The 19,849-nt window shown below is 68.9% G+C and carries 22 protein-coding genes and 1 tRNA gene; 10 read left to right on the plus strand and 13 right to left on the minus strand.

Going from position 1 to position 19,849, the window contains the following annotated elements:
- The 3 genes from sdhC to B4589_RS06805 form a co-directional block, all read right to left on the minus strand.
- Entirely contained in the window at positions 1-393 is a 393-nt protein-coding gene (gene sdhC, locus B4589_RS06795) for a succinate dehydrogenase, cytochrome b556 subunit (protein WP_079233554.1), read from the minus strand.
- 116 nt (positions 394-509) lie between these two features.
- Positions 510-1,358 carry a succinylglutamate desuccinylase/aspartoacylase family protein gene (locus B4589_RS06800; protein WP_079233555.1) on the minus strand — a complete coding sequence of 283 codons (849 nt, stop codon included), beginning with the start codon at positions 1,356-1,358 and terminating at the stop codon, positions 510-512.
- 121 nt (positions 1,359-1,479) lie between these two features.
- Complete coding sequence (locus B4589_RS06805) at positions 1,480-2,394, minus strand: hypothetical protein (protein ID WP_079233556.1); 915 nt, start codon at positions 2,392-2,394, stop codon at positions 1,480-1,482.
- A 95-nt stretch (positions 2,395-2,489) separates the two neighbouring features.
- Here B4589_RS06805 and B4589_RS06810 point away from each other — a divergent pair, with 95 nt between their 5' ends.
- The 5 genes from B4589_RS06810 (at position 2,490) to B4589_RS06830 (ending at position 6,542) form a co-directional block, all read left to right on the plus strand.
- Positions 2,490-2,882, plus strand: coding sequence for a CopG family ribbon-helix-helix protein (locus tag B4589_RS06810; protein WP_079233557.1), 393 nt, complete (start codon positions 2,490-2,492; stop codon positions 2,880-2,882).
- 610 nt (positions 2,883-3,492) lie between these two features.
- On the plus strand, positions 3,493-4,269 hold the full coding sequence (locus B4589_RS06815) for an SDR family oxidoreductase (RefSeq protein ID WP_079233558.1): 777 nt from the start codon (positions 3,493-3,495) through the stop codon (positions 4,267-4,269).
- A gap of 42 nt (positions 4,270-4,311) precedes the next feature.
- Positions 4,312-4,968, plus strand: a complete 657-nt coding sequence (locus B4589_RS06820; RefSeq protein ID WP_079233559.1) for a DUF4396 domain-containing protein — start codon at positions 4,312-4,314, stop codon at positions 4,966-4,968.
- Positions 4,969-5,036: 68 nt separating this feature from the next.
- Entirely contained in the window at positions 5,037-5,822 is a 786-nt protein-coding gene (locus tag B4589_RS06825; RefSeq protein WP_079233560.1) for a winged helix-turn-helix domain-containing protein, read from the plus strand.
- 93 nt (positions 5,823-5,915) lie between these two features.
- Positions 5,916-6,542, plus strand: coding sequence for a hypothetical protein (locus B4589_RS06830; RefSeq protein WP_079233561.1), 627 nt, complete (start codon positions 5,916-5,918; stop codon positions 6,540-6,542).
- Between the two features lie 22 nt (positions 6,543-6,564).
- Here the strand turns inward: B4589_RS06830 and B4589_RS06835 are convergent, their stop codons facing one another.
- The 4 genes from B4589_RS06835 to B4589_RS06850 form a co-directional block, all read right to left on the minus strand.
- Complete coding sequence (locus tag B4589_RS06835; RefSeq protein WP_079233562.1) at positions 6,565-7,209, minus strand: DNA-3-methyladenine glycosylase; 645 nt, start codon at positions 7,207-7,209, stop codon at positions 6,565-6,567.
- Positions 7,210-7,211: 2 nt separating this feature from the next.
- Entirely contained in the window at positions 7,212-7,970 is a 759-nt protein-coding gene (locus B4589_RS06840; protein ID WP_079233563.1) for an MBL fold metallo-hydrolase, read from the minus strand.
- A gap of 44 nt (positions 7,971-8,014) precedes the next feature.
- Positions 8,015-9,676 (minus strand): histidine kinase N-terminal 7TM domain-containing protein, encoded by a 1,662-nt coding sequence (locus B4589_RS06845; protein WP_079233564.1) that lies wholly within the window; start codon positions 9,674-9,676, stop codon positions 8,015-8,017.
- Positions 9,677-9,751: 75 nt separating this feature from the next.
- Positions 9,752-10,639 carry a complex I NDUFA9 subunit family protein gene (locus B4589_RS06850; protein ID WP_079233565.1) on the minus strand — a complete coding sequence of 296 codons (888 nt, stop codon included), beginning with the start codon at positions 10,637-10,639 and terminating at the stop codon, positions 9,752-9,754.
- Between the two features lie 123 nt (positions 10,640-10,762).
- Here B4589_RS06850 and tmk point away from each other — a divergent pair, with 123 nt between their 5' ends.
- Together tmk and B4589_RS06860 are read left to right on the plus strand one after the other, a co-directional pair.
- Positions 10,763-11,356, plus strand: a complete 594-nt coding sequence (gene tmk / locus B4589_RS06855; protein WP_079233566.1) for a dTMP kinase — start codon at positions 10,763-10,765, stop codon at positions 11,354-11,356.
- Positions 11,357-11,417: 61 nt separating this feature from the next.
- On the plus strand, positions 11,418-12,170 hold the full coding sequence (locus B4589_RS06860) for a hypothetical protein (RefSeq protein ID WP_079233567.1): 753 nt from the start codon (positions 11,418-11,420) through the stop codon (positions 12,168-12,170).
- A gap of 3 nt (positions 12,171-12,173) precedes the next feature.
- On the opposite strand, the gene B4589_RS06865 is transcribed toward B4589_RS06860, so the two are convergent.
- Positions 12,174-12,494: a hypothetical protein gene (locus B4589_RS06865; RefSeq protein ID WP_079233568.1), complete on the minus strand. Its 321-nt coding sequence runs from the start codon at positions 12,492-12,494 to the stop codon at positions 12,174-12,176.
- A 161-nt stretch (positions 12,495-12,655) separates the two neighbouring features.
- The gene (locus B4589_RS06870; protein ID WP_079233569.1) at positions 12,656-13,180 is read right to left on the minus strand and encodes a DUF5813 family protein; all 525 of its coding nucleotides are present in this window, start codon (positions 13,178-13,180) and stop codon (positions 12,656-12,658) included.
- A 155-nt stretch (positions 13,181-13,335) separates the two neighbouring features.
- Here B4589_RS06870 and B4589_RS06875 point away from each other — a divergent pair, with 155 nt between their 5' ends.
- Both B4589_RS06875 and B4589_RS06880 read left to right on the plus strand, forming a co-directional pair.
- A complete protein-coding gene (locus tag B4589_RS06875) occupies positions 13,336-14,556 on the plus strand; it encodes a carboxylate--amine ligase (protein ID WP_079233570.1) in 1,221 nt (406 codons plus the stop codon).
- A 624-nt stretch (positions 14,557-15,180) separates the two neighbouring features.
- The gene (locus tag B4589_RS06880; RefSeq protein WP_079233571.1) at positions 15,181-16,536 is read left to right on the plus strand and encodes an LLM class flavin-dependent oxidoreductase; all 1,356 of its coding nucleotides are present in this window, start codon (positions 15,181-15,183) and stop codon (positions 16,534-16,536) included.
- Positions 16,537-16,735: 199 nt separating this feature from the next.
- Here B4589_RS06880 and B4589_RS06885 read toward each other — a convergent pair whose 3' ends face one another.
- The 4 genes from B4589_RS06885 to B4589_RS06900 form a co-directional block, all read right to left on the minus strand.
- Positions 16,736-16,924: a hypothetical protein gene (locus tag B4589_RS06885; RefSeq protein WP_079233572.1), complete on the minus strand. Its 189-nt coding sequence runs from the start codon at positions 16,922-16,924 to the stop codon at positions 16,736-16,738.
- Positions 16,925-17,020: 96 nt separating this feature from the next.
- On the minus strand, positions 17,021-17,506 hold the full coding sequence (locus B4589_RS06890; protein ID WP_079233573.1) for a DUF3592 domain-containing protein: 486 nt from the start codon (positions 17,504-17,506) through the stop codon (positions 17,021-17,023).
- 355 nt (positions 17,507-17,861) lie between these two features.
- Positions 17,862-17,946 (minus strand) — tRNA-Leu (locus B4589_RS06895).
- Positions 17,947-17,989: 43 nt separating this feature from the next.
- Complete coding sequence (locus tag B4589_RS06900) at positions 17,990-18,952, minus strand: succinylglutamate desuccinylase/aspartoacylase family protein (protein WP_079233574.1); 963 nt, start codon at positions 18,950-18,952, stop codon at positions 17,990-17,992.
- A gap of 141 nt (positions 18,953-19,093) precedes the next feature.
- Here B4589_RS06900 and B4589_RS06905 point away from each other — a divergent pair, with 141 nt between their 5' ends.
- Positions 19,094-19,720 (plus strand): rhomboid family intramembrane serine protease, encoded by a 627-nt coding sequence (locus B4589_RS06905; RefSeq protein ID WP_079233575.1) that lies wholly within the window; start codon positions 19,094-19,096, stop codon positions 19,718-19,720.
- Positions 19,721-19,849 lie beyond the last annotated feature (129 nt).

Raw genomic sequence — 19,849 nt, forward strand, 5'->3', positions numbered from 1 at the left:
TCAGAACACCCCCGAGAGGAACGTCGGGACGCTGGCGACGGTGATCGCGCCCGTGATCACCAGCGACGCGTAGAAGCTCTCCTCCTGTGCCTCGAGCCCCTTGCCGAGGTCGATGAACAGCAGGCGGACCCCGTTCAGGATGTGGAACACCGCCACCGCGAGCAGGCCGACCTCCATCAGGCGCACGATGGCGAGGCTCTCGAGCCCGACGATGGTGTTGTTGTACGCCGTGTCGCCGGTCAGAGCCGTCGAGAGCACGGCGATATGTGTGAAGAGGTAGCCGATGAGGACCCAGCCAGTGAACTTGTGGAACAGCCACGCCCACATGCCGGCGGTGAACGACCGCCACCGGCCGAAGTCCTCGACGGTTCCCCGATCGTACGACTGACTCATGTAACAGGATCACTCGGTTCGCGGGGGGTATAGAAGTTATCGTATCGGCTACGCCGCCTACCGAACGTGTTCCCCCGTCGGCTGTCGGGTGCCCAACCGAAACCGGGGATGCTCGCTCACGAGCCGTCGTCGCCCCACGTCGACCACGCCTCCCGTGCCGCAGCGAGCGTGTCGCCGGCCTTCTCCCCCTTGTAGCCGAAGATGTCGTCGTACCCGTTCTCGGACATCAGGATGGGGAAGAAGGAACGGTCGGCGACGAACTCCACGTCGGCGGCCTTGGCGTACGTCTCGCCCGACTCGACGCGCTCGAAGTTGTCGACCGCGAGTCGGGGGTTGTCCGCCTCTGCGGGCTTTTTCACTTCGTCGATCAGCGTGTAGTACGCCGGATCGCCGGTCGTCGGTTGATCGGGGAGCGCGTCGGTGAGCCGGAGGAACGCCTGCACGATCCGTGCCGCGTTCCGGGTGGCGTCCTCCGTCAGTTGGCGACCGGCCTCGACGCTCACGACGCGCTCGCAGGAGGTGAATGCGCCGTCGACGACGGGGTTGTGGTTGACGACGTGTTCGAGCGGGAGGCGGGCAGCGACCGCCTGCGCGACGGGGTGGGTGCCGGAGACGAAGGCGAGCGGTTCGACGCTCGAGTGGGTCGCGTGGATCGAGAGCACGGTCGTGCCGGCGACGGCCTCGGTCAGTTCGGCCGCCAGCCGCCGTTCGAGGGTTGCGACGCCGGACTCGCCCGGGAAGACGCGGTTCATGTCCGTGTCCAGCGAGCGCCGGTGTGCGACGGCCGCCGGCGGGTTCGCGACGACGAACTGCACCGGCCGTTCGAGCTCCGGCTCGGCTTCGATCACGCGGCGGATGGCGCGAACGCCGCTGGGCTCGTCGCCGTGGATCCCGCCGACCACGGAGAGTTCCGGCTCGCCGCTCCCGAGAACCGTCACGTCGATACCGCCACCGTCACCGAACATCACCCGAAACGTCGGCAACTGCGACTGAAAAACGTCGTGGCCGGCCGAGTCGCGGGGGACGGGGCGTTCGGTGGGAACGGCGATCGCGTCGACGATGCCACCCCCCGCACAGCTACTGGGGTCAGAACAGCCCCAGGACGAACCCCAGCCCCATCACCACCAGCACGGCCGCCGAGAACGCCGGCAGGTAGGGCGTGAGCCGTTTGACGCGCTCCTCGGAGTGTTCGTACCCCGCGACCAGCAGCATCGTGAGACCGACGATCCCGACGATCACGGTCAGCGCGTAGGCGCTCATCAGCTCCAGACAGTGGGAGGAGCCGGCACACAGCGCGATGATCTCGAACTCCTCCTCGTGGGCAAAGCCCAGCAGGAACGCGAACCACGCGATGCCGAACAGCCCGCGTTCCGAGGCTGCCTCGCCGCTTGCGTGAGTGTGGCCGCCGACGAAGGGGAGCGCGGTCTTGACGCGGGCCCACCAGCCCGCGTCGTCGTGGGAGTGATCGTGGCTGTGGGAGTGTTCTCCGTCGCCGTGATCTCCGTGGTCGTGGGTGTGGCCATCGTCGCCGTGATGGTGCGCGTGTTCGCTGTCGGCGTGGTCGTGCGTGTGTCCGCCGTCGTCGTGTTCGTGTCCACCGCCGTGCCCGTGACTGTGGCCGCCGTAGTACTCCCGCAGGCCGAGCAGGATCAGGAGGACGCCGGCGACGAGGCTCACCGGGCCGCCGATCGTTATCGTCCCCTCGAAGATCGTGGCCGAATCGATCCCGATCCTCACGCCGTCGGCGACCGTGATCGGTTCGTTGACCTGCGTGAGGCTGAAGTACGATTTCGCGTAGAAGAACACCGCCACCATCGCGATACTGCTGATCAGGTGGCCGATCCCGAGGATCAGGCTGGCCGTGAACCCGTACAGCCACTTGTTCGACTGATCCAGCGCGTAGGAGGCCGCGACCGGCCAGCCGTGGCCGGGTTCGATCCCGTGGACGGCGCCGAGCGCGACGGCGCCGACGAGTAGGCCGAACGCCTCGCCGTGGAGCATAGTCGAGCCTCGGTGTGAGTCCGGTTTAGACGTTGTTAAGACCGAACCCGGGGAAACGTAATAACCGCCAAGTGCGGCGCCGCCCAAGCCCGGGTGTGCGAACGAGCCTCAACGTTCCGAGCGACGTGCTGGACGAGTTCGACGAGACGTGGCAGGAGCAGGGGATGGAGTCGCGCTCCCGCGCGGTTCGGGAGGCGATGCAGGAGTACGTCGAGCGCCACACGACGCTCTCGGATATCGAGGGCGACGCCGTCGCCGCGCTGGCGTTCGACTACGAGCACACGCTCGTGATCGGCGATCTCCACACCGTCCAGCACGAGTACCAGGACGTGATCGGCACCACGCAGCATCTCCACTACGGCGACTGGTGTCTGGAGACGGTGTTCTGTACGGGCGACGCCGGGCGGATCCGGGAGTTAGTGTATCGGTTGCGGGATTTCGACGCGGTGGGAAGGGTGAACGTGATGTTTCTCCAGCCGGTGGAGTGATCGGTTCGTTGCGTCAGCGTTTGACGGGACGTGAACGTCGCGTCGAGGGCGGTTTCGGAACGGCGCTGTAACCGCAACAGCGACTCGGTCGTTGGCCACCTCGACAACCGCAACAGCGACTCGATCGTTGGCCACTTGCGACCGCACCGCCCCGTGCAGCCCACGGACCTCCCCAACCGATTCGCTCGTTCGCTCCGCTCACTCGCTCATCCCTCACGCTTGCTCGTCCACGGAGGGACTCGCGTTTCGCGCCGACAGCGACCGCGGTGCAGTGGCGGTGGACGCCTCGCGCTCGCCAACGTGGCGAGGCGGGCGAGAGCCGCAGGCTCTCGCTGCTTCCCGCTCGCTTCGCTCGCGGGAACGCGGGGGGAGGGGTGGGGAATCCTTCCCAGCGCCGGACCTCGTGTCCGGCGCACTGCGGTCGCAAGTGGTCAACGATCGAGATGCTGTTGCCGTCGCGGTCGCCGTTCCCGTCGACGACGGTCGAACTGCTGTTGCTATCGAAGCATCTCCAACCGACGGCTACCGAGCCGGTCGCGCCAACCCCGGGAGCACCAACGACGAATCGGCGGCCACACCGTTCACGTCGCCCCCCACCCAACCCCCACCCATGGACCTCACAGACCGCGTCGCCGTGATCACCGGCGGATCGAGCGGGATCGGTCGCGAAACCGCCATCTCGATGGCCGAGCGCGGCGCCGACGTGGTGATCGCCGACGTGCGCGAAACGCCGCGGATCCCGGACTCGGCGGGCGGCGCCGACGACCCGCGACCGACCCACGAGTACATCGACGACGAGACCGACCGCGAGAGCCACTTCGTCGAGTGCGACGTGCGCAAGCGGGAGGACCTCCGCGTCGCCGTCGAGGCGGCCGAGTCACTGGACGGGATCGACGCCATGGTGAACAACGCCGGCGTGTTCCGCACCATCGAGTTCGCCGAGATCGACGAAGGGGAGTACGACCGAATGATGGATATCAACGCCAAGGGCGCCTTCTTCGGCACGCAGGTCGCCGCCGAAGCGATGGAGGAGGGCGCGGTCGTCAACCTCGCCTCCATCGCCGCGCTGCACGGTACGGGGAACCACCCCGTCTACTCGGCGTCGAAGGCCGCGGTCCGGAACTTCACGAAGTCGATGGCCGACGCGCTCGGGCCGGAGATCCGGGTGAACTGCGTGCTACCGGGCGTGATCGACACCGCGATGACCCGGGAGGACGTGCCGACCGTCGGCGGCGAGCGCGCCGAACGCTACACGGACGAGATCCCGCTCGCTCGGTTCGGCGACCCCAGCGACGTGGCCGACGCGATCTGCTTTCTCGCCAGCGACGCCGCGGCGTACGTCTCCGGCGAGGGGCTGACCGTCGACGGCGGCCTGAGCGCGGTCTGACGGCCGCCACGCCCAAACCGCTCGGTGGACTAGCCGCGGGCGATGAGCCTCCAGCAGGCGTTCCACGAGTTCGTCACGCTCGAACTGGTGCTCGGGTGGGCCGCCGTCTCCCTCGTCTCCGTGGCGGCGCTCTGGGTCGACCTCCGGCGGAACAACGAGGCGTTACCGTCGATGATGAAGCTCGTCTGGACGCTCACGGTACTCTACTCCGGCGTACTCGGGCTGGCAGTGTACTGGTACAGCGGCCGCACCCAGATCCCCGACGACTCGTTCTGGCGTCGCGGGATGCGCTCGACGAGCCACTGCTACTCCGGCTGTGGCGTCGGCGAAGTGCTCGGCGTCACGCTCGCGGCGGGGATCCTGGTGTTGAACACGCTCGGCGTCGCCGCCACCACGTTCGCGTTCGCGTACAGCTTCGGGATGGCGTTCACGATCGGCCCACTGATGCAGGAGGGCGTCGGCCTCAGGGAGGCGGTCATCGACGCCGCGTACAGCGAGTCCGGCAGCATCGTCGCGATGGAGACCGTCGCGATCGGTTCGGACATCTACCTCGCCGGCGAGTCGACGATGGGCGAGCCGGTGTTCTGGGCGTCGCTGGCGGTGTCGCTCTCGCTGGGGTTCCTCGCGGCCTACCCCGTGAACCTGGGGCTGCTCCACCTCGGCGTGAAGGAGGGGATGGGCGACCCCTCCGGGATGTGAGCGATCGAGCGTCGACGGCGAAGCGAACCTCGCGGGAACTTTTCTCACTCGGGGCCGACACGCCGACGATGGCCGACGACACCGCCCGCTTTCTCGCGGACTCGCCGGACCGACTCGCCCTCCTCGAACGCCTCCGTGACGGGCCGGCGCCGCCGTCGGCGCTGGTCGACGACCTCGACCCCGCCCGCCGGAGCATCCAGCGCAACCTCGCGGCGTTCGAGAACCGCAACTGGGTCGACCGCTGTGCCGACGGCTATCGGCTCACCGCCGCCGGCGACGCGGTCGCCCGAGCCCACGCCGACTACCTCGACCGGCTGCGTCGGATCGACGAGTACGCGCCGCTGCTGGCGCATCTCGATCCCGAGCACGCCCCGACCCCGGAGCTGCTCGCCGGTGCCGACCTCGTGACCGCCTCCGACGCCGACCCGCAGGCGCCGATCCACGCCTACACGGAGCGACTCCGGGGGATGGACGGCAACCGGGTCCGGGTCTGCTCGCCCGTGCTCTCGCGGGCGTTCCACGAGGCTCACACCGCGCTGGCGCTGGACGGCGTCCGGACGGAGCTCCTGCTGTCGACGGCGACCGCCCGGCGGGCGAAGGAGCTGAACCCGCTGGAGTTCGCGGCGGTGCTCCGGGGCGGCCCCCTGGACCTGTTCGTCCGCGACGACGCGGTCCCGTTCGGCCTCGCACTCGGCGAAGGGTCGCTCCTGCTCGGCGTCTACGACGACGGCCACCTGCAGGCGTGCCTCCACGGCGACGATCCCGACCTGCTCTCGTGGGCCGAGTCAGCGTTCGAGGCGCTCCGCGAGGACGCCCGCCGGATCGAGTCGCCGGGGGAACTCGGCGGGACGTAGCGACCCCCGCACGGGAGTTCGATCGGCGTGGTGACAGCCCCTGTCACCCGCGCCGAGAGGAGTCGTAATACCCCCACGACACGAACGACGGGTATGGCGAGAGATCCCCTCCGCGCCGTCGCTTCGGCCCTCGTCGACCGGACGGCGCTCGGCCTGTTCGGCTTCCTGACGGCGGCGTGGTTCCTCCCCGCCGTCTACCCCCCGCTGGCCGGAACCCCGCTGATCATCCCGCCGTATCTCGTCATCCTCGTCAGCGGCGTGTTCGGGCTGGAACACGTCGCTTCCGCCGCCGCCGAACTGCTCCCGGTCGCCGGGAGCGTCGCCTTCGACGCCAGCCTCGTCGTGACGTTCTACCTGTTCGCCGTCGTCGCCGTCTCCCTCGGTGGGGCACTCAAGCGACGACTGGGTCCGGAGACGGCCGACGGGAGCGAAACGCGAACGCTCGGGCGGGTCGGCTACGCCGTCGCCGCCGGCCTGCTCGTGATCGGCCTGCTGCTGACCGCACAGGGTGTCGTCGCCCAGCCGACCGTGACGAGCGAGAGCTGTACGGGGGAAGCCAGTTCGGATGCCGCCGGCGGAGCGTCGACGGCGACCCCGACCTGCACGACGACCACGGAGCCGGCGACGGGCCAGAAGCTCTACATCATCGGTCTCGGCGCCGCCATCGCTTCGCTCGGAGCAGGGATCGTCGGCGTCGACCGCTGGCTGGCGGGTGGCTAACGGCCGTGCGAGGCCGACCGCCTTACTCCCCGATCACGTCGCCGGCCCGCTCGCCGAGTTCCTCCTCCACCTGCCAGAGGTAGAGCGCGGCGTAGCTCCGCACCGGTTCCCAGCGCTCCGCGAACGCCGTCATCTCCCCTCGAGTCATTTCGGGGTTCTCGCCGTGGTGATCGACCAGCGTCTTCAGCCCCTCCCGCACCCCGAGATCGCCGACGGGGAACACGTCCGGCCGGCCCAGCACGAACAGGAGGAACATGTCGGCTGTCCACGGGCCGACGCCGGTGATGTCGGTCAGCGCCTCCCGCACCTCGTCGTCTTCCATCGCCGCGAACGCCTCGCGACTCCACGCCTCCTCGGCGAAGCGATCGGCGATTTCGTTGACGTACCGCGTCTTCTGTCGGGAGAGCCCCGCGTCGCGCAGCGTCTCGTCGTCCGCGGCCCGAATCCCCGCGGGCGTCACCTCGACGGCGTCGAACAGGCGCTCCCGGGTCGCCGCCGCGGAGGCCATCGACACCTGCTGGCGGAGGATCGACACGATCAGCCGCTCGAACGCGTCCTCGGCGGGGTCGATCGAGACGGGGCCGACCTCCGCGACGATGGGGCCGAGGTACTCGTCCTCGCGGAGGCGGTCGTAGGCGTCCTCGTCGGTGAGGTCGTCCGCCGCCATCGCTACACCTCGAACCGCATCCCGTCCTCGGCGACCGTCACGTCGCCGTCGAAGCCGGCGCGCTGGACGCTCTCGATCATCTCGTCGTGTTTCCCCTCGGTGTGGGGGTAGAGATGGGTGAGCAGCAAGCGGTCGATATCCGTGCCGGCGAGCGCCTCGCCCAACTGCGTCGGCGTCGGGTGGTTGTCCACGTCCACCTCGTCGGGGAACGAACAGTCGTGGAGCAGGACCTCGGAGCCGTCGGCGAAGCGGGCGATCGACCCGCTGGCCTCGCCGTCGGCGCCGAACGTGAACTCCGACCCCTCCCCGTCTTCGACTCCCGCGAAGCGGTAGGCCAGACAGTCCATCGAGTGGACCGTCTCGTGGGTCGAAATCTCGAATCCCGCGGCCTCGAACTCGGTGCCGGAACTGATCTCCCGGATCGAGAGGTCGACCCGCCCCTCGAGGTAGTCGTGGACCGAGAGCAGGTCGTCGATCAGCGCCTTCGTGCCCGACGGGCCGATCACTTCGAGGTGCTCCTCGCCCGCGAGCCACCGCGCCTTCAGCAGCGCGAGCAGGTCGCTGACGTGGTCGAGGTGGTGGTGGGTCAGGAGCACCGTCGACACGTCCTCGTAGCTCACGGGCGTCTCCGAAAGCCGGTGGAGGACGCCGGCGCCGCAGTCGACCAGCAGCGCGCGGTCGTCGCGTTCGAGCAGGAGGCCGGTCTGGACGCGGTCGGGAAGCGGCATGGCGCTCCCGGTGCCCAGTAGCGTGACGCGCATGTTCGAGGGTGAGCGGCCGGCGGGGAAAGGCTGTGCGGTCGGGCTCAGTCCCGGTCGGCCGCGGGGAACTCGATCCGGACCGTCGTCCCGTCGGAGCCGGTGGACTCGATGGTGAGCTCGCCGCCGGCCGCGCGGGCGCTCCAGGAGGCGAGCCAGAGCCCGAGCCCCTGACTGTGTTTCAGCGGCGTCTCCGCCTCGCGTCGAAGCACCTCCCGTTCCTCCTCGGGGATCCCCGGCCCGTCGTCGTCGACGCGGAGACGGACCGCCCCCCCGCGCTCCTCGACGCTGAGCCGCACCCACGGCTCGTCGCAGTCGTTGTGCTCGACCGCGTTCTCGAGCAGGTTCTCAAGCGCCGTCGCGAGCGCGGCCTCGTCGGTGATCGCGGCCCGCGACCGCGGGAGCGCACGCTCGACGGTCGCGTCCGCGGTGTCGAACTGGGTGACCACCTCCTCGGCCACGGTGCCGACATCGACCGGCTCGGCCTCGTCAGCGGACGACGGCTCGATCCGGGTCATCTCCCGCACTTTCTCGCTGGTCTCGACCACGCCGTCGACCTTCGACTGGATCCGTGCCGCGACCGCCGCCGGGTCGTCGGCCTCGTCCGACTCGATCCGTTCGGCGAGGCCGTGGACGACGTTCATGTCGTTCCGGAGGTTGTGCCGGAGCACGCGGTTGGCGACCTGGAGGCGCTGTTCGTACGCGCTCCGGTCGGTCACGTCCCGCAGCACCAGCGCGTAGCCGGTGGGGTTGTCCTCGACGTCCCGCAGCGTCGAGACCTGTACTTCGTACGTTCGGCGGATCCCCTCAGTCTCCCCCTCGACGGTCGTCCCCGAGAGCCGGGGGAGCGAGGTGTCGGGGAAGACACTGGTGATGTGGTCGCCGGTGGACGGCGCCGGCGAGAGGACGCGCCGCGCGCGCTCGTCGGCGTCGACGACGATCCCCTCGGCGTCGAGCACGACCAGCCCGTTCCCGACCACGTCCAGCGCCGCCTCCCGGGCGATCGGCGTCCGGTCGAGCAGGTCGAACCGGAACAGCGCGACCCCGATCAGCGTGACGGTGAGGCCGAACGTGAACGGCGTCAGATCCAGCCCCGGAACCGGGCTGGCCCCCAGCGTGAACGCGGCGTTGGCGAGAAACGGCGGCGCGATCGCGGCGAACAGGCTGAGCACCTGTCGACGGTACAGCTCCGAGGAGCGGGCGGCGGTGCGGCCCACGAGGTAGCAGCCGAAACCGACGATGGCGTAGGCGTACGTGATGTGGAGGAAGTAGCCGATCGCGAACGCCGGGGCGAACACGCGGACGAAGGCGTCGGCGGGGAGCCGGAGACCGCTCCAGATCAGGCCGTGCTGGGGGTTGGTGAGCACGAACGCCGCGAACAGGATCGGTTCGGACACCATCGTCCAGCGGGCGGGGCGGGTGAGCCACTCCTCTTTTCCGGCGTAGCGCAGCGCGAACAGCAGCCACGCGGTGGGGATGAACCCCGCGACGGCGAGGGTCAGCTGCCACCACGGCAGCTGTGCCGCCCGACTGTCGAACCCGAGCTGGACGCCGTAGCTGAACGCCCACGTGCCGATGACGGCGACCAGCGCGACGAACCCCCCGGCGTAGCGCTCGCTCCGGTTCCGCCGGACTGCCAGTGCCAGGAGGCCGGAGAGCACGCCGACGCCGAACAGCAGCAGCGACGGGAGCCCCGGAGACCACGCCATTGTACGACCGTGGGGTCAGAGGGGTGGGATGAAAAAACAGTGGGCCCCGGCTATCGGCCGCGCGAATCGGGCGTGTCAGTCGAGATCGAGGTACGCCGACAGCGTCCTCAGTTCGCTCTCCTCGACGCCGAACGCCGACACGTCGTTGTCGTCGACGGTGTTGTCCATCCGCAGCGAGCGGAACTGGTCGCTCCCGAACGGGAACCCCGGGACGTAGTCCAGCGCCGAGAGCCCGATCTTCGACAGCGACATCGGGATCGGGAGCACGTTCACCCCACGGCCGTCCGCGCGGTGGCCCAGCCGTGCTACCTCGGCCATCGTGAGCACCTCGGGACCGCCGATGTCGTAGGCGTGGCCGACGTGCTCGTCCTCCAGCACGGCGTCGGCGAGCATCGGCACGAGATCGCCGACGTAGATGGGCTGGAACCGCGTCTTCCCGCCGCCGGGCAGCGGCGTGACGTACGGCGGCGCGAGCAGTTTAGTGAACTTCACGAACTCCCCCCCATCGCCGAACACCACCGATGGGCGGGTGATCGTCCAGTCGAGGTCCGAGGCGCGGACGACCTCCTCGGCCTGCCCTTTCGACCGGATGTAGTGGGTCGGGCCGTCGGGGTCGGCGCCCAGCGCGCTCTGCTGGAGGAACCGATCCGCGCCCGCTTCCTCGGCGGCGGCGACGAGGTTCTTCGTCCCTTCGAGGTGGACCGCGAAGTGTTGCTCCTCGCCGCCGCTGGGGCTGAACAGCGGCGAGAGCGCCACGAGGTTCACCACCGTGTCGTGGCCGTCGACGGCCGACTCGATCGAGTCGTAGTCGGTCACGTCACCCGTCGCGTGGCTCACGCCGCGGGGCAACGACTCCTCCGGCGCGCTGCGGGACATCGCAGTCACGTCGTGGCCCCGGTCCGCGAGTTCGGCACAGAGCGGGTGGCCGATGAAGCCGTCACCGCCGGCGACGAGTATCTCCATACGTGTGACATGGGCGGGCGCGAACTTAAATGGCGGCGGCAGCGGTCCCCCCGCGCCGGTTCGCGGGCGGGCGCCACCACCGGAACCGACGCGCCTTAATCCCGCGACGAACACCCTCCGTCCATGCTCATCACGCTGGAGGGGCTGGACGGGAGCGGGAAGACTACCGTCTGGGAGGCCCTCCACGACTCCCACCCCGAGGCGACGTTCACCCGGGAGCCCACGGAGTCGTGGTACGGCGACGCCGTGAACCGCGCGATCGACGACGACGACGCCGACCCGCTGGCGACGCTGTTCCTCTTCACCGCCGACCACGCGAACCACCTCGCGGAGACGATCCGCCCCGCGCTGGCGAACGACGAGCTGGTGATCTCGGACCGCTACTCCGACTCCCGCTACGCCTACCAGGCCGCCGCGCTCTCGGGCAGCGAACTCAAACGGCCGCTTGAGTACATCCGCGGCATCCACGCCGCGTTCACGGAGCCGCCGGACGCCACGATCTACATCGAGGTGGACCCGGAGACGGCGGCGGCCCGGAGCGGCTCGACGAACCAGTTCGAGGACGCCGCCTTCCTCGCGCAGGTGGAGTCGAACTACGAACGCCTGATCGACGCCGAACCGGAGCGGTTCGTCCGCGTCGACGGCACGCAGTCGCCGGAGGACGTGATCGCGTCGGTCGAGGACGCGATCGACCGACTGGTTCCTGACGCCGAGTGAGCCCGTCGCGGGCGAACGCCGGGAGTAACGGTTTTGCGTTCGAGCCCGAAACGGTCGCTCGATGCCCTCCACCCGATCGCTCGTCCCCGTCGCGCTCGCGCTGCTCGTCCTGCTTGCGGGCTGTACGATGCCGACGGGAGGGCCGTCGCCGACGGACACCCCGACCGCCAGTGAGCCGACAGACGGTGAGCCGACCCCCTCCCAGTCGCCGACAGCGACGGACGCCCCGGAACGCGCGTCGCCGCCGGGGGTGACCGAGTCGGAACTCGAGAACGCGACCGCGTTACTGACCGCCCACGCCGACGCGCTCCGCGAGACGGGCTACCGACTCGACGTGATCCGGGGAGCGACACAGACGACGTACGTCGCCGAATCCGACTACGACGCCTACCGCGTCGTCCTGGGACCGACGGCCACGAACCCCGCGGTCTGGGCCAACGAGTCGGTGGCGGTCGCCCGAGAGACGCAGGACAACGAAACCGTCTACCACCGGCCGCCGCGGCTGTGGCCGAACCCGGCGCGGATGACCGGGAGCGAGGCGCTCCGGACGCTGTTCGAAGCTAGCGAGTACACCGTGAACGGGACCGCGGCCTGCGGTGATCGGACGTGTACGGTGCTGCGTGCCGAGGGGAGCAGTCGCTTCGAGAACTTCAGCGCCCGGGCGCTCGTCCACGACTCCGGCGTCATCCACCAGTTCCACGCGAGCTACGCCGCCGACGGCGAGGCGCGGGAGTTCCACCTCGTCCTCGCGGATCGGGGCAACGTCAGCGTCTCGCGCCCGCCGTGGGTCGACACCGCGCTGGCGGAGACGTAGGCGCTACTCCCACGTCTCGGGCAGTTCCACGTCCTCCGGCGGCGGGATGTAGAGCACGTCGACCAGCGCACCCAGCCCGATCGGCACCGCGACGAGCAGGGTGAGCACGATCGCGGGGCTCGCGAGCTCCGGGCCGAGATCGAACAGCCCCGAGAGCACGTACGTCGACCCCACGAGCACCACGGGGATGCCAGTGACGGTGAACACCGCGGCCCCGCCGCGGGTGTCGAGCGCGATCCGGAAGAAGCGCGTGAGCACCGCCGCGAGCAGGGTGTGGGCCGCGACGAGCGCGAGCAGGAACGCGATGGAGAGCGCCGAAGCCATTACCCGGCTCTCCGCGCCGCGGGACCTTTTCCTTGTCGCTGTCGGCCGTGCGATGACTGCTGGGACGTCGGCGGCTGCCCGCCGCCGCATCCTACTGAGACACCGGCGGCTGACAGTCGCCGCCTCCTACTGAGACACCGGCGGCTGCCCGTCGCCGCCTCCTACTGCTCGATCCCGTCGCTGCCGCCCGCCCGCCGTGCCTCGGCCAGAATCCCCGCGACGGGCTCGATGTAGTCGTAGCCGGGGATCACGCCCTGGACGAACGTCCCCTCGACGAAGTCGACGACGGCGGCCGCGTCGTCGACACCGCGCGACGGGTCGATATCCTCGATCGCGGCCCGGACTTCCGCGCTGCGGGTTCCCTCGTGGACCGTCTCGGTCACGGTCGGCTCGAGATCGTGATCGCCCGCGAGCACGCCGCCGCCGATCCCGTCGAGGCGGCGTTCGAACGTCTCGTACCAGCCCTCCTCGACGACCGGGGCCACGTCACCCTCGGTCACCTCGTCCAGCATCGGCACGCGGGCGACGATCTCGAACCGGATCTCCCCGCCCTCCCCGGGTTCGGGAGTGACGGTGGCCTCGAAGGGGGTCGACGTGACCTCGAACCGATCCTCGGCGTCACCGTCGGCCTCGAACGCGTCGTGGCTGCGGAACGCTCGCCGGGCGCGATCGGGTAGCTCGCTCATACCTGTCACAGGCGGCTGACGGGAATAAGCGCGTCCCTTCCGGAGTCTCGGGCGGCGTCGACCGTGAGCTCCGCCGGCGATCGGGAGTAACCCCGAAACCGCCGCGAGACTGCCGGTTCGGCGGGGCTTTTCCCCGCTCGTGTCGAACCACGGGTATGGCCGAGCAGTTCCTCGACACCGACGCGCTCGTCGACGCCGTCGCCGACGCCGAGTTCGACCGCACGCCCGCGGTGGTCGCGAACGCCCACATCACGGGGCTGAGCGTCGCCCGCGCGCTCGACGCCCACGGGGTGCCCGTGATCGCGATCGATCAGGTCGGCAACGGGGTCGCCTACCCCTCGGACGCCATCGACTTCGCCGGGCAAGTGCGCTACCCGCTGGACGATCCGGAAGGGTTCTCGGCAGATCTTGCCGCGATCGCGGACGCCGCGGGCGAGGTGGTCGCGTTCGGCTGCATGGACGAGTGGGTCCACGGGTTCGCCGACGCCGGCGTCGAGAACGTCCACCTGCCGTGGGAGAACCACGTCAGCGTGCTCGACAAGACACGGCTCTACAAGCGTGCCGAGGAGCTGGACGTTCCGTACCCGGAGACGTACTTCCCGAGCGAGACGGATCTCGACACGGCCGCCGAGGCGCTGGGGTTTCCGCTCGTCGTCAAGCCCGCCCGGAAGCGCGAGGGCGAGGAAGCGATCGGGAGCAACGTCGTCGAGGTGGCGACGGGCGAGGAGCTGCACGACGTGCTGGACGCCGCCGACGCGGCCGGCGTCGAGGTGATGCTGCAGGAGAAGGTGAACATCGCGACCGGGAAGGACCGCTCGCTGGCCTCGTACGTGCCCGCGGAGGGCGAGCCGCTGGCGGTCGTGGGGAACGCCGCCGTGCGGTTCCCGCTGGAGTTCGGCACGTCGTGTCTGGTCGAGACCGTCGATGCCTCGGAGATCGAGGCGCGTGCGCTCTCGGTGATCGAGGACGCCGGCTACCACGGGATCAGCGAGTCGGAGTTCGTCTACGACCAGGACCGCGAGGAGTACGTGCTGCTGGACATCAACACCCGGCCCTGGAAGTGGATCTCGCTGCCCGTCTCACTGGGAGCGAACCTCCCGTACGCGGCGTACGCGGATGTGGTTGGAGCGGAGTTCGATCCGGGCGAGATCGACGACGGGCGGTGGGTGTACCTGCGGGACTACCTCACGCTGCTCGCGACCGAGGAGGCGTTCTGGGACGTGCTGGATACGGAAGACTGGGTGTCGCTGGTGTCGGGGGCGTTCGAGGAGAGTGGTGATCTGACGACGGGTGTGTACCGGCCGAGCGATCCGGCGCCAGTCGCGCAGTTGCTGGATACCGAGTTTACCGATCGGGAGTACTACTGTTCGTGTTAGGCCGATTTAGTCGGGGAGTGGTTTGGGTAGTGGTTCTGTTTGCTCGAATGGCGGTCTGCTCGCGATTACGGTGTGTTCGATTCTCGACCTCTACCGCCGCGACCGCGAACAGCAACAGCATCTCGAAGCATGACCACTGGTGACCGCAACCGCCCCGCACAGCCCTCACGCCTCCCCAGCCGACTCGTTCGCTCCTTTCAGTCGCTCACTCGTCCCTCGCGCGCTCGTTCGCCCACGCAGGGGCTCACCTCGCGCGCCGACAGCCACGGCGGTGCGGTGGCGGTGGACGCCTCGCGATCGGGAATTTCGCCGATCGCGGGGGGAGGGGTGGGGATTCGGCGCTGTGCCGTTGACGAGAGCCTGCGGCTCTCGTCTGCCAATCAGAAATCTCCGATTTCTGATGATGGGCCTCGTGCCCGGCATCCTTCGGTCACCAGTTGCCAACGAACGAGATGCTGTTGCTGTCGCGGTTGCTGTCTCAGTAGCCAACGATCCAGATCCAACTCTCATCTGCGACGAACAACCCCCCGATCCATGATCGAACCCACACTCCGAACCGCGAAACCCCACCGTTTCGCCGGCTTCCGGTAGTACCTAACCCTCAGACACAAACCAACGACCAAGATGAGCGACGAGCTCCACCTCAACCTCTTCACCATGAACTCCGTCGAGCACGTCTCGCCCGGCACCTGGCGCCGGGACGGCGACCGCTCGAACGAGTACACCGACCGGGAGTACTGGACCGACGTCGCCCGCACCGCCGAACGCGGGAACTTCGACGCGGTCTTTTTCGCCGACGTCCGTGGGGTCTACGACGTCTACGGCGGCGACCGCGAGACCGCGATCGAGAAGGCCGTCCAGACGCCGTCGAACGACCCCGCACTCGTCGTGCCCGCGATGGCCGAAGCGACCGAGAACCTCGGCTTCGCGATCACCAAGTCCACCACGTACAACCACCCCTACCAGCTCGCCCGGGAGTTCTCCACGCTCGATCACGTCACCGACGGCCGCGTCGCGTTCAACGTCGTCACCTCCTACCTCGAGTCCGCCGCGGCGAACCTCGGCCTCGACGAGCGCATGAAGAAGGAGACCCGCTACGAGCGCGCGGCGGAGTTCCTCGACGTCTGCTACGCGCTCTGGGAGGACTCCTGGGAGGACGACGCGGTCGTCCGCGACGCCGACACCGGGCGCTACACCGACCCGGAAAAGGTCCACGCGATCGACCACGAAGGCGAGTTCTTCGACGTCCCCGGCCCCCACGGCTCCGAGCCGTCACCGCAGCGCACGCCCGTGATCTATCAGGCCGGCTCCTCGGAGTACGGCCGCGACTTCGCCGCGCGCAACGCCGAGGCGGTGTTCTGCTCCCAGCCCACCGAGGAGGGAGTGACGGAGTACATGGCGGACGTGAAGCAGCGCGCCGCCGACGCCGGCCGCGACGAGGACGCCATCGCCTTCTTCATCGGGATCGTCCCGATCGTCGCGCCGACGGAGGCGGAAGCCGAAGCGAAGTACGAGGCGCTGAAGAACTCGGTCGACGTCGAGTCGACGCTCGCGCTCCTCTCGGGCTTTCTCGACATGGATCTCTCGGAACTCGACCCCGACCAGAAGGTCGAGCACATCGAGACGCAGGCGATCCAGGGGACGATGAACGCGTTCACGCAGTCCGACCCCGACCGCGAGTGGACCGTCCGCGAGGTGGCGGAGTTCTCCGGCCTCGGCTCCACCTCCCCGATCGTCGTCGGCACGCCCGAACAGGTCGCCGACGAACTCGTCTACTGGCACGAGGCGGTCGGCGTCGACGGCTTCAACGTGAAGGAGGCGGTCCGCACGGGCAGCCTCGACGACTTCGTCGATCAGGTGGTGCCGGAGCTGCAGGACCGGGGACTGTTCCGCACCGAGTACGAGGGGGAGACGCTCCGCGAGCGGCTGTACGGCGAGGGGCAGCAGCACCTGTCCGACGACCACCCGGCGCGGCAGTAACGATCCCGATTCTGTCCGTCGATTCTCGAAGAAGAACGCGACGGAAGTTCCGGTAGCGAGTAGTTTTAAGTTCTTCCACCCACATGGTTCAGGTGACGCTTCGCTTTGGAGGGCCGAAGCGTCAGCGGGGACCAACCGGGCTCGCGCCGCCGCGCCTTTTCGCGGCGGCGCGGCCCGTTTTCGCTAACTGCTACGTCGACTACTCCCGAGTAGGTGGGTGGATCGCGAGCCCGTCGACGACCGCCAGGCTCGCGAGAAGCGACCCGACGGCTGCACCGACGACGAGCGACAGCGACGAGAGCACCGCCGTCGCCACGCCGCCCGCCAGCGCGAGCGGAATGAACAGCAGGTGGAGGTCGGACCGACTCGGCGCGTCGGGAGGGAGCATCGGGTAATTAGATATAATTACTGATCGGTGATAACCTTTGGGTGCCACAGAGGGACTGGATCGACGGCGAGGATCGCGCCGACGCCGATGGCAACCTCAACCGCGGTAGAACGTCCGAACCCCGCCGAGGACGAACAGCACTCCGGCGCCGACGACGTACAGCGGCGTGTTCGAACGGTCGGATTCGAGGAACCCCTCGCCGGGGGTCGACGGATCCACGTACGCCGTCACGGTCTCGTTCACGGTGTAGTCGTCGGCGACGTCGCGCGCGGCGGCTTCGGTGTCGTACGTCGTCGACGCGACCGTCGCGTGGACGTTCGTCGAGGCGTACGTCTCGCCGCGGAACTCGTACCGGAACCGGACCTCGGGGGTGTAGCTCGTGTCGCTTCGGGTCGTCCCGTGGTTCTCGTCGACCCCAGTTTCCAGCACCGTCGCGTCCACCTCGACAGCGTCGGCGATCGCTCGATCCTGCTGAACGTAGTCGTACCCGCCGAACCCGGCGACGAGGAGCCCAACGAGCAGCAGCCCGACGCCGGCTTGCCTCGTCGTAAGCGTGCCGTCGTCGGATCCGTTCCCACTCATGGTCGACTGTTTCGGCGCGCCGTATTTCCGCTCTCCGTGTTCAGTTCGAGCAGAGAAATGCGAGGGGAGGGAGTTCGAACCACAGTCGGACGTGCTCGCTCGCGTTCGCTCGCTGCGCGCGACCTCCCTGCTTCGAATCCTCCGGTACGCATACACGCCTCTCACTAGCGTTCGAGGCGGTATGCGAGGGGAGGGATTCGAACCGGAGTCAGACGGTCGGCCTCACTTCGTCGCCGGCTTCGCCGGCTGCCAGCAGGACCTTCGGTCCTGCCTCGTTCGGCCGCTGCGACTGACAGGGTTCGAAACCACTCCCGTGACGATTTTCACGGCGCTCCCTCCGGTCGCGCCGGAAAAATGCGAGGGGAGGGATTCGAACCCACGGACCCCTACGGGAGCGGGTCTTAAGCCCGCCGCCTTTGTCCTGACTCGGCCACCCTCGCGTGGACCGTGATACCCCACAAGACCGGAAGTCGGTTTCGGTCGCTACTCCTCCAGCAGCAGCGCCACGCCGACCAGCGTCGACCCCGCGGTTACCGTCGCCTCCTGCTCCAGCGAGTAGACGATCCCCTCGCGATCGACGGTCACCTCCTGCAACACGTCGTAGCTCGTGGGATCGTACACGACACCCACGTGGTCGCCCGGTTCGACGTAGTCGCCGAGTTCGACGTCGCCGTCGACGTGGAACAGCCCCGAGTCCTCGGCTTTCACGCGGCCGAGGTGGTTCCGCGCGATCGTGGCGCTCGTCGGCGCCGCCTCGCCGGGCAGCATGTCGAGATGACGCAGCGTGTCGAGCATCCCCGCGACGCCGGCGTCGATGGCGTCCTCGACCAGTTCGGTGTTGTGGGCGAGTTCGGGCGTGATCGTCGGGATCCCCTCCTGCGTGGCGGCGACCCGGAGCTTCCCGCCGAAATCGCGGTCCTGCCACTCCGCGTCGGCGTCCTCGCCGGCGGCCTCCGCGAGCAGGAGATCGTGACCGAACGCCTCCGCGAGCGCGCGACACTCCGCGTCCCCCTGCAGGTAGACGGTGTGGCTCAGCATCTCCTTCCCGCCGGTGTGGAGGTCGACGATGGCGTCGGCGTCACCGGCGTACTCCCACAGCGTCGCCGCCATGCGCTCGTGGAGGGTGCCGTCCTCGTCGCCGGGCCAACAGCGGTTCATGTTCGCGTTCACCGAGTCGAGCGCCTCCGGCGCGGTGTAGGAGACGCGGTCGAACGTGATCGGGTCCGCGACGGGGACGGCGACGACCGTGCCGGTGAGGTCGTCCTCCCGGGCGAGGAGTTCGCCGTGGAGCCGCCGGAGCACCTCGCTGCCGTTGATCTCGCGGCCGTGCTGGGCGGCCTGCACGTACAGCGTCGGCCCGTCGCCGCCGCCGTACGTGTGGACCGTCGTCTCCAGTTCGACGCCCGACGGAAGCCGTGCCAGCGTGATCCGCTCTGCCTCGTGCATGTTCGGGGGCTGGGGCGCGGGGGCCTTTGCATCACCGGCCGATCTGTGGCCCTCACGAGGGATCTGAAACGTTCTCACGGAGTCCGGTCACGATACTGTGTTGGGCGAAGGATTATCTACCGACGCTTACAAGCGGGCACTATGGCTGTCGACCTGGAGTCGGACACCGGGACAGAGTCCAGGTCGGACGGCGCCGCCTACCTCGAGCGCTTAGTCGGGGGGCCTGGTGTGTCGCTGCTCGCGATGGCGCTGGTGAGTCTCGCGATGTGGACCGGCGCGCAGGCCGGCAACATCACGCCGTTCGTACTGACGCCGCCGTTCGACGAGGCGTGGTGGCAGCTGCCGCTCTCGGTGTTCGCGCACTCCGGGATGGCTCACCTCACGAGCAACGCGACGATCATCGTCGTCGCCGGTGGGCTGGTCGCGATCACCGCCGGGATCGTTCGCTACCACCTCTTCTTCGTGACCACAGGGATCGCTGCCGGTGTCGCCCAGGTCGCCGCGACGGACGCACTCGGCGAGGCTGGCGGCGTCCTCGGCGCAAGTGGGGCTGCACTGGCGCTCGTGGCCTACGTCCTGATGAGCAACGATATCTCGTCGTGGGTGCTCCGCCACGTCCCACGGTGGGTCGTCGGGGTCGCGATCGTCGGTGTCGCTGTCGCGCTGACGCTGCGGTCCGCGGGCACCCAGATCGCCAACGTCGCCCACCTCGTTGGCGCACTCCTCGGTGCCGTCGCCGGTCACGTCAACCTCCTGCGGACGGAGTAGGAGCCGCATCAGTGACCTCCGATCGCTTCAACCCCACGAGGGTTCGTCTGAAACGGTTCGTTCGTCCCCTTCCACCATGTTTCGTGGGGGGGGGGGAACAGGTTAGAAAATCGACTAGCGGAGTGGAAA

The sequence above is a fragment of the Halolamina sp. CBA1230 genome (assembly GCF_002025255.2).
Taxonomy (GTDB): Archaea; Halobacteriota; Halobacteria; order Halobacteriales; family Haloferacaceae; genus Halolamina.

Bases quoted from the DNA above. Each gene is read 5' to 3' on its own strand.
- B4589_RS06870 (WP_079233569.1), bottom strand. From the start codon at position 13,180: ATGAGCGAGCTACCCGATCGCGCCCGGCGAGCGTTCCGCAGCCACGAC.
- B4589_RS06860 (WP_079233567.1), top strand. From the start codon at position 11,418: ATGCCCTCCACCCGATCGCTCGTCCCCGTCGCGCTCGCGCTGCTCGTC.
- B4589_RS06865 (WP_079233568.1), bottom strand. From the start codon at position 12,494: ATGGCTTCGGCGCTCTCCATCGCGTTCCTGCTCGCGCTCGTCGCGGCC.
- B4589_RS06885 (WP_079233572.1), bottom strand. From the start codon at position 16,924: ATGCTCCCTCCCGACGCGCCGAGTCGGTCCGACCTCCACCTGCTGTTC.
- B4589_RS06835 (WP_079233562.1), bottom strand. From the start codon at position 7,209: ATGGCGGCGGACGACCTCACCGACGAGGACGCCTACGACCGCCTCCGC.
- sdhC (WP_079233554.1), bottom strand. From the start codon at position 393: ATGAGTCAGTCGTACGATCGGGGAACCGTCGAGGACTTCGGCCGGTGG.
- B4589_RS06900 (WP_079233574.1), bottom strand. From the start codon at position 18,952: ATGCACGAGGCAGAGCGGATCACGCTGGCACGGCTTCCGTCGGGCGTC.
- B4589_RS06800 (WP_079233555.1), bottom strand. From the start codon at position 1,358: ATGTTCGGTGACGGTGGCGGTATCGACGTGACGGTTCTCGGGAGCGGC.
- B4589_RS06830 (WP_079233561.1), top strand. From the start codon at position 5,916: ATGGCGAGAGATCCCCTCCGCGCCGTCGCTTCGGCCCTCGTCGACCGG.
- B4589_RS06905 (WP_079233575.1), top strand. From the start codon at position 19,094: ATGGCTGTCGACCTGGAGTCGGACACCGGGACAGAGTCCAGGTCGGAC.
- tmk (WP_079233566.1), top strand. From the start codon at position 10,763: ATGCTCATCACGCTGGAGGGGCTGGACGGGAGCGGGAAGACTACCGTC.
- B4589_RS06850 (WP_079233565.1), bottom strand. From the start codon at position 10,639: ATGGAGATACTCGTCGCCGGCGGTGACGGCTTCATCGGCCACCCGCTC.
- B4589_RS06825 (WP_079233560.1), top strand. From the start codon at position 5,037: ATGGCCGACGACACCGCCCGCTTTCTCGCGGACTCGCCGGACCGACTC.
- B4589_RS06890 (WP_079233573.1), bottom strand. From the start codon at position 17,506: ATGAGTGGGAACGGATCCGACGACGGCACGCTTACGACGAGGCAAGCC.
- B4589_RS06880 (WP_079233571.1), top strand. From the start codon at position 15,181: ATGAGCGACGAGCTCCACCTCAACCTCTTCACCATGAACTCCGTCGAG.
- B4589_RS06815 (WP_079233558.1), top strand. From the start codon at position 3,493: ATGGACCTCACAGACCGCGTCGCCGTGATCACCGGCGGATCGAGCGGG.
- B4589_RS06820 (WP_079233559.1), top strand. From the start codon at position 4,312: ATGAGCCTCCAGCAGGCGTTCCACGAGTTCGTCACGCTCGAACTGGTG.
- B4589_RS06840 (WP_079233563.1), bottom strand. From the start codon at position 7,970: ATGCGCGTCACGCTACTGGGCACCGGGAGCGCCATGCCGCTTCCCGAC.
- B4589_RS06845 (WP_079233564.1), bottom strand. From the start codon at position 9,676: ATGGCGTGGTCTCCGGGGCTCCCGTCGCTGCTGCTGTTCGGCGTCGGC.
- B4589_RS06875 (WP_079233570.1), top strand. From the start codon at position 13,336: ATGGCCGAGCAGTTCCTCGACACCGACGCGCTCGTCGACGCCGTCGCC.
- B4589_RS06805 (WP_079233556.1), bottom strand. From the start codon at position 2,394: ATGCTCCACGGCGAGGCGTTCGGCCTACTCGTCGGCGCCGTCGCGCTC.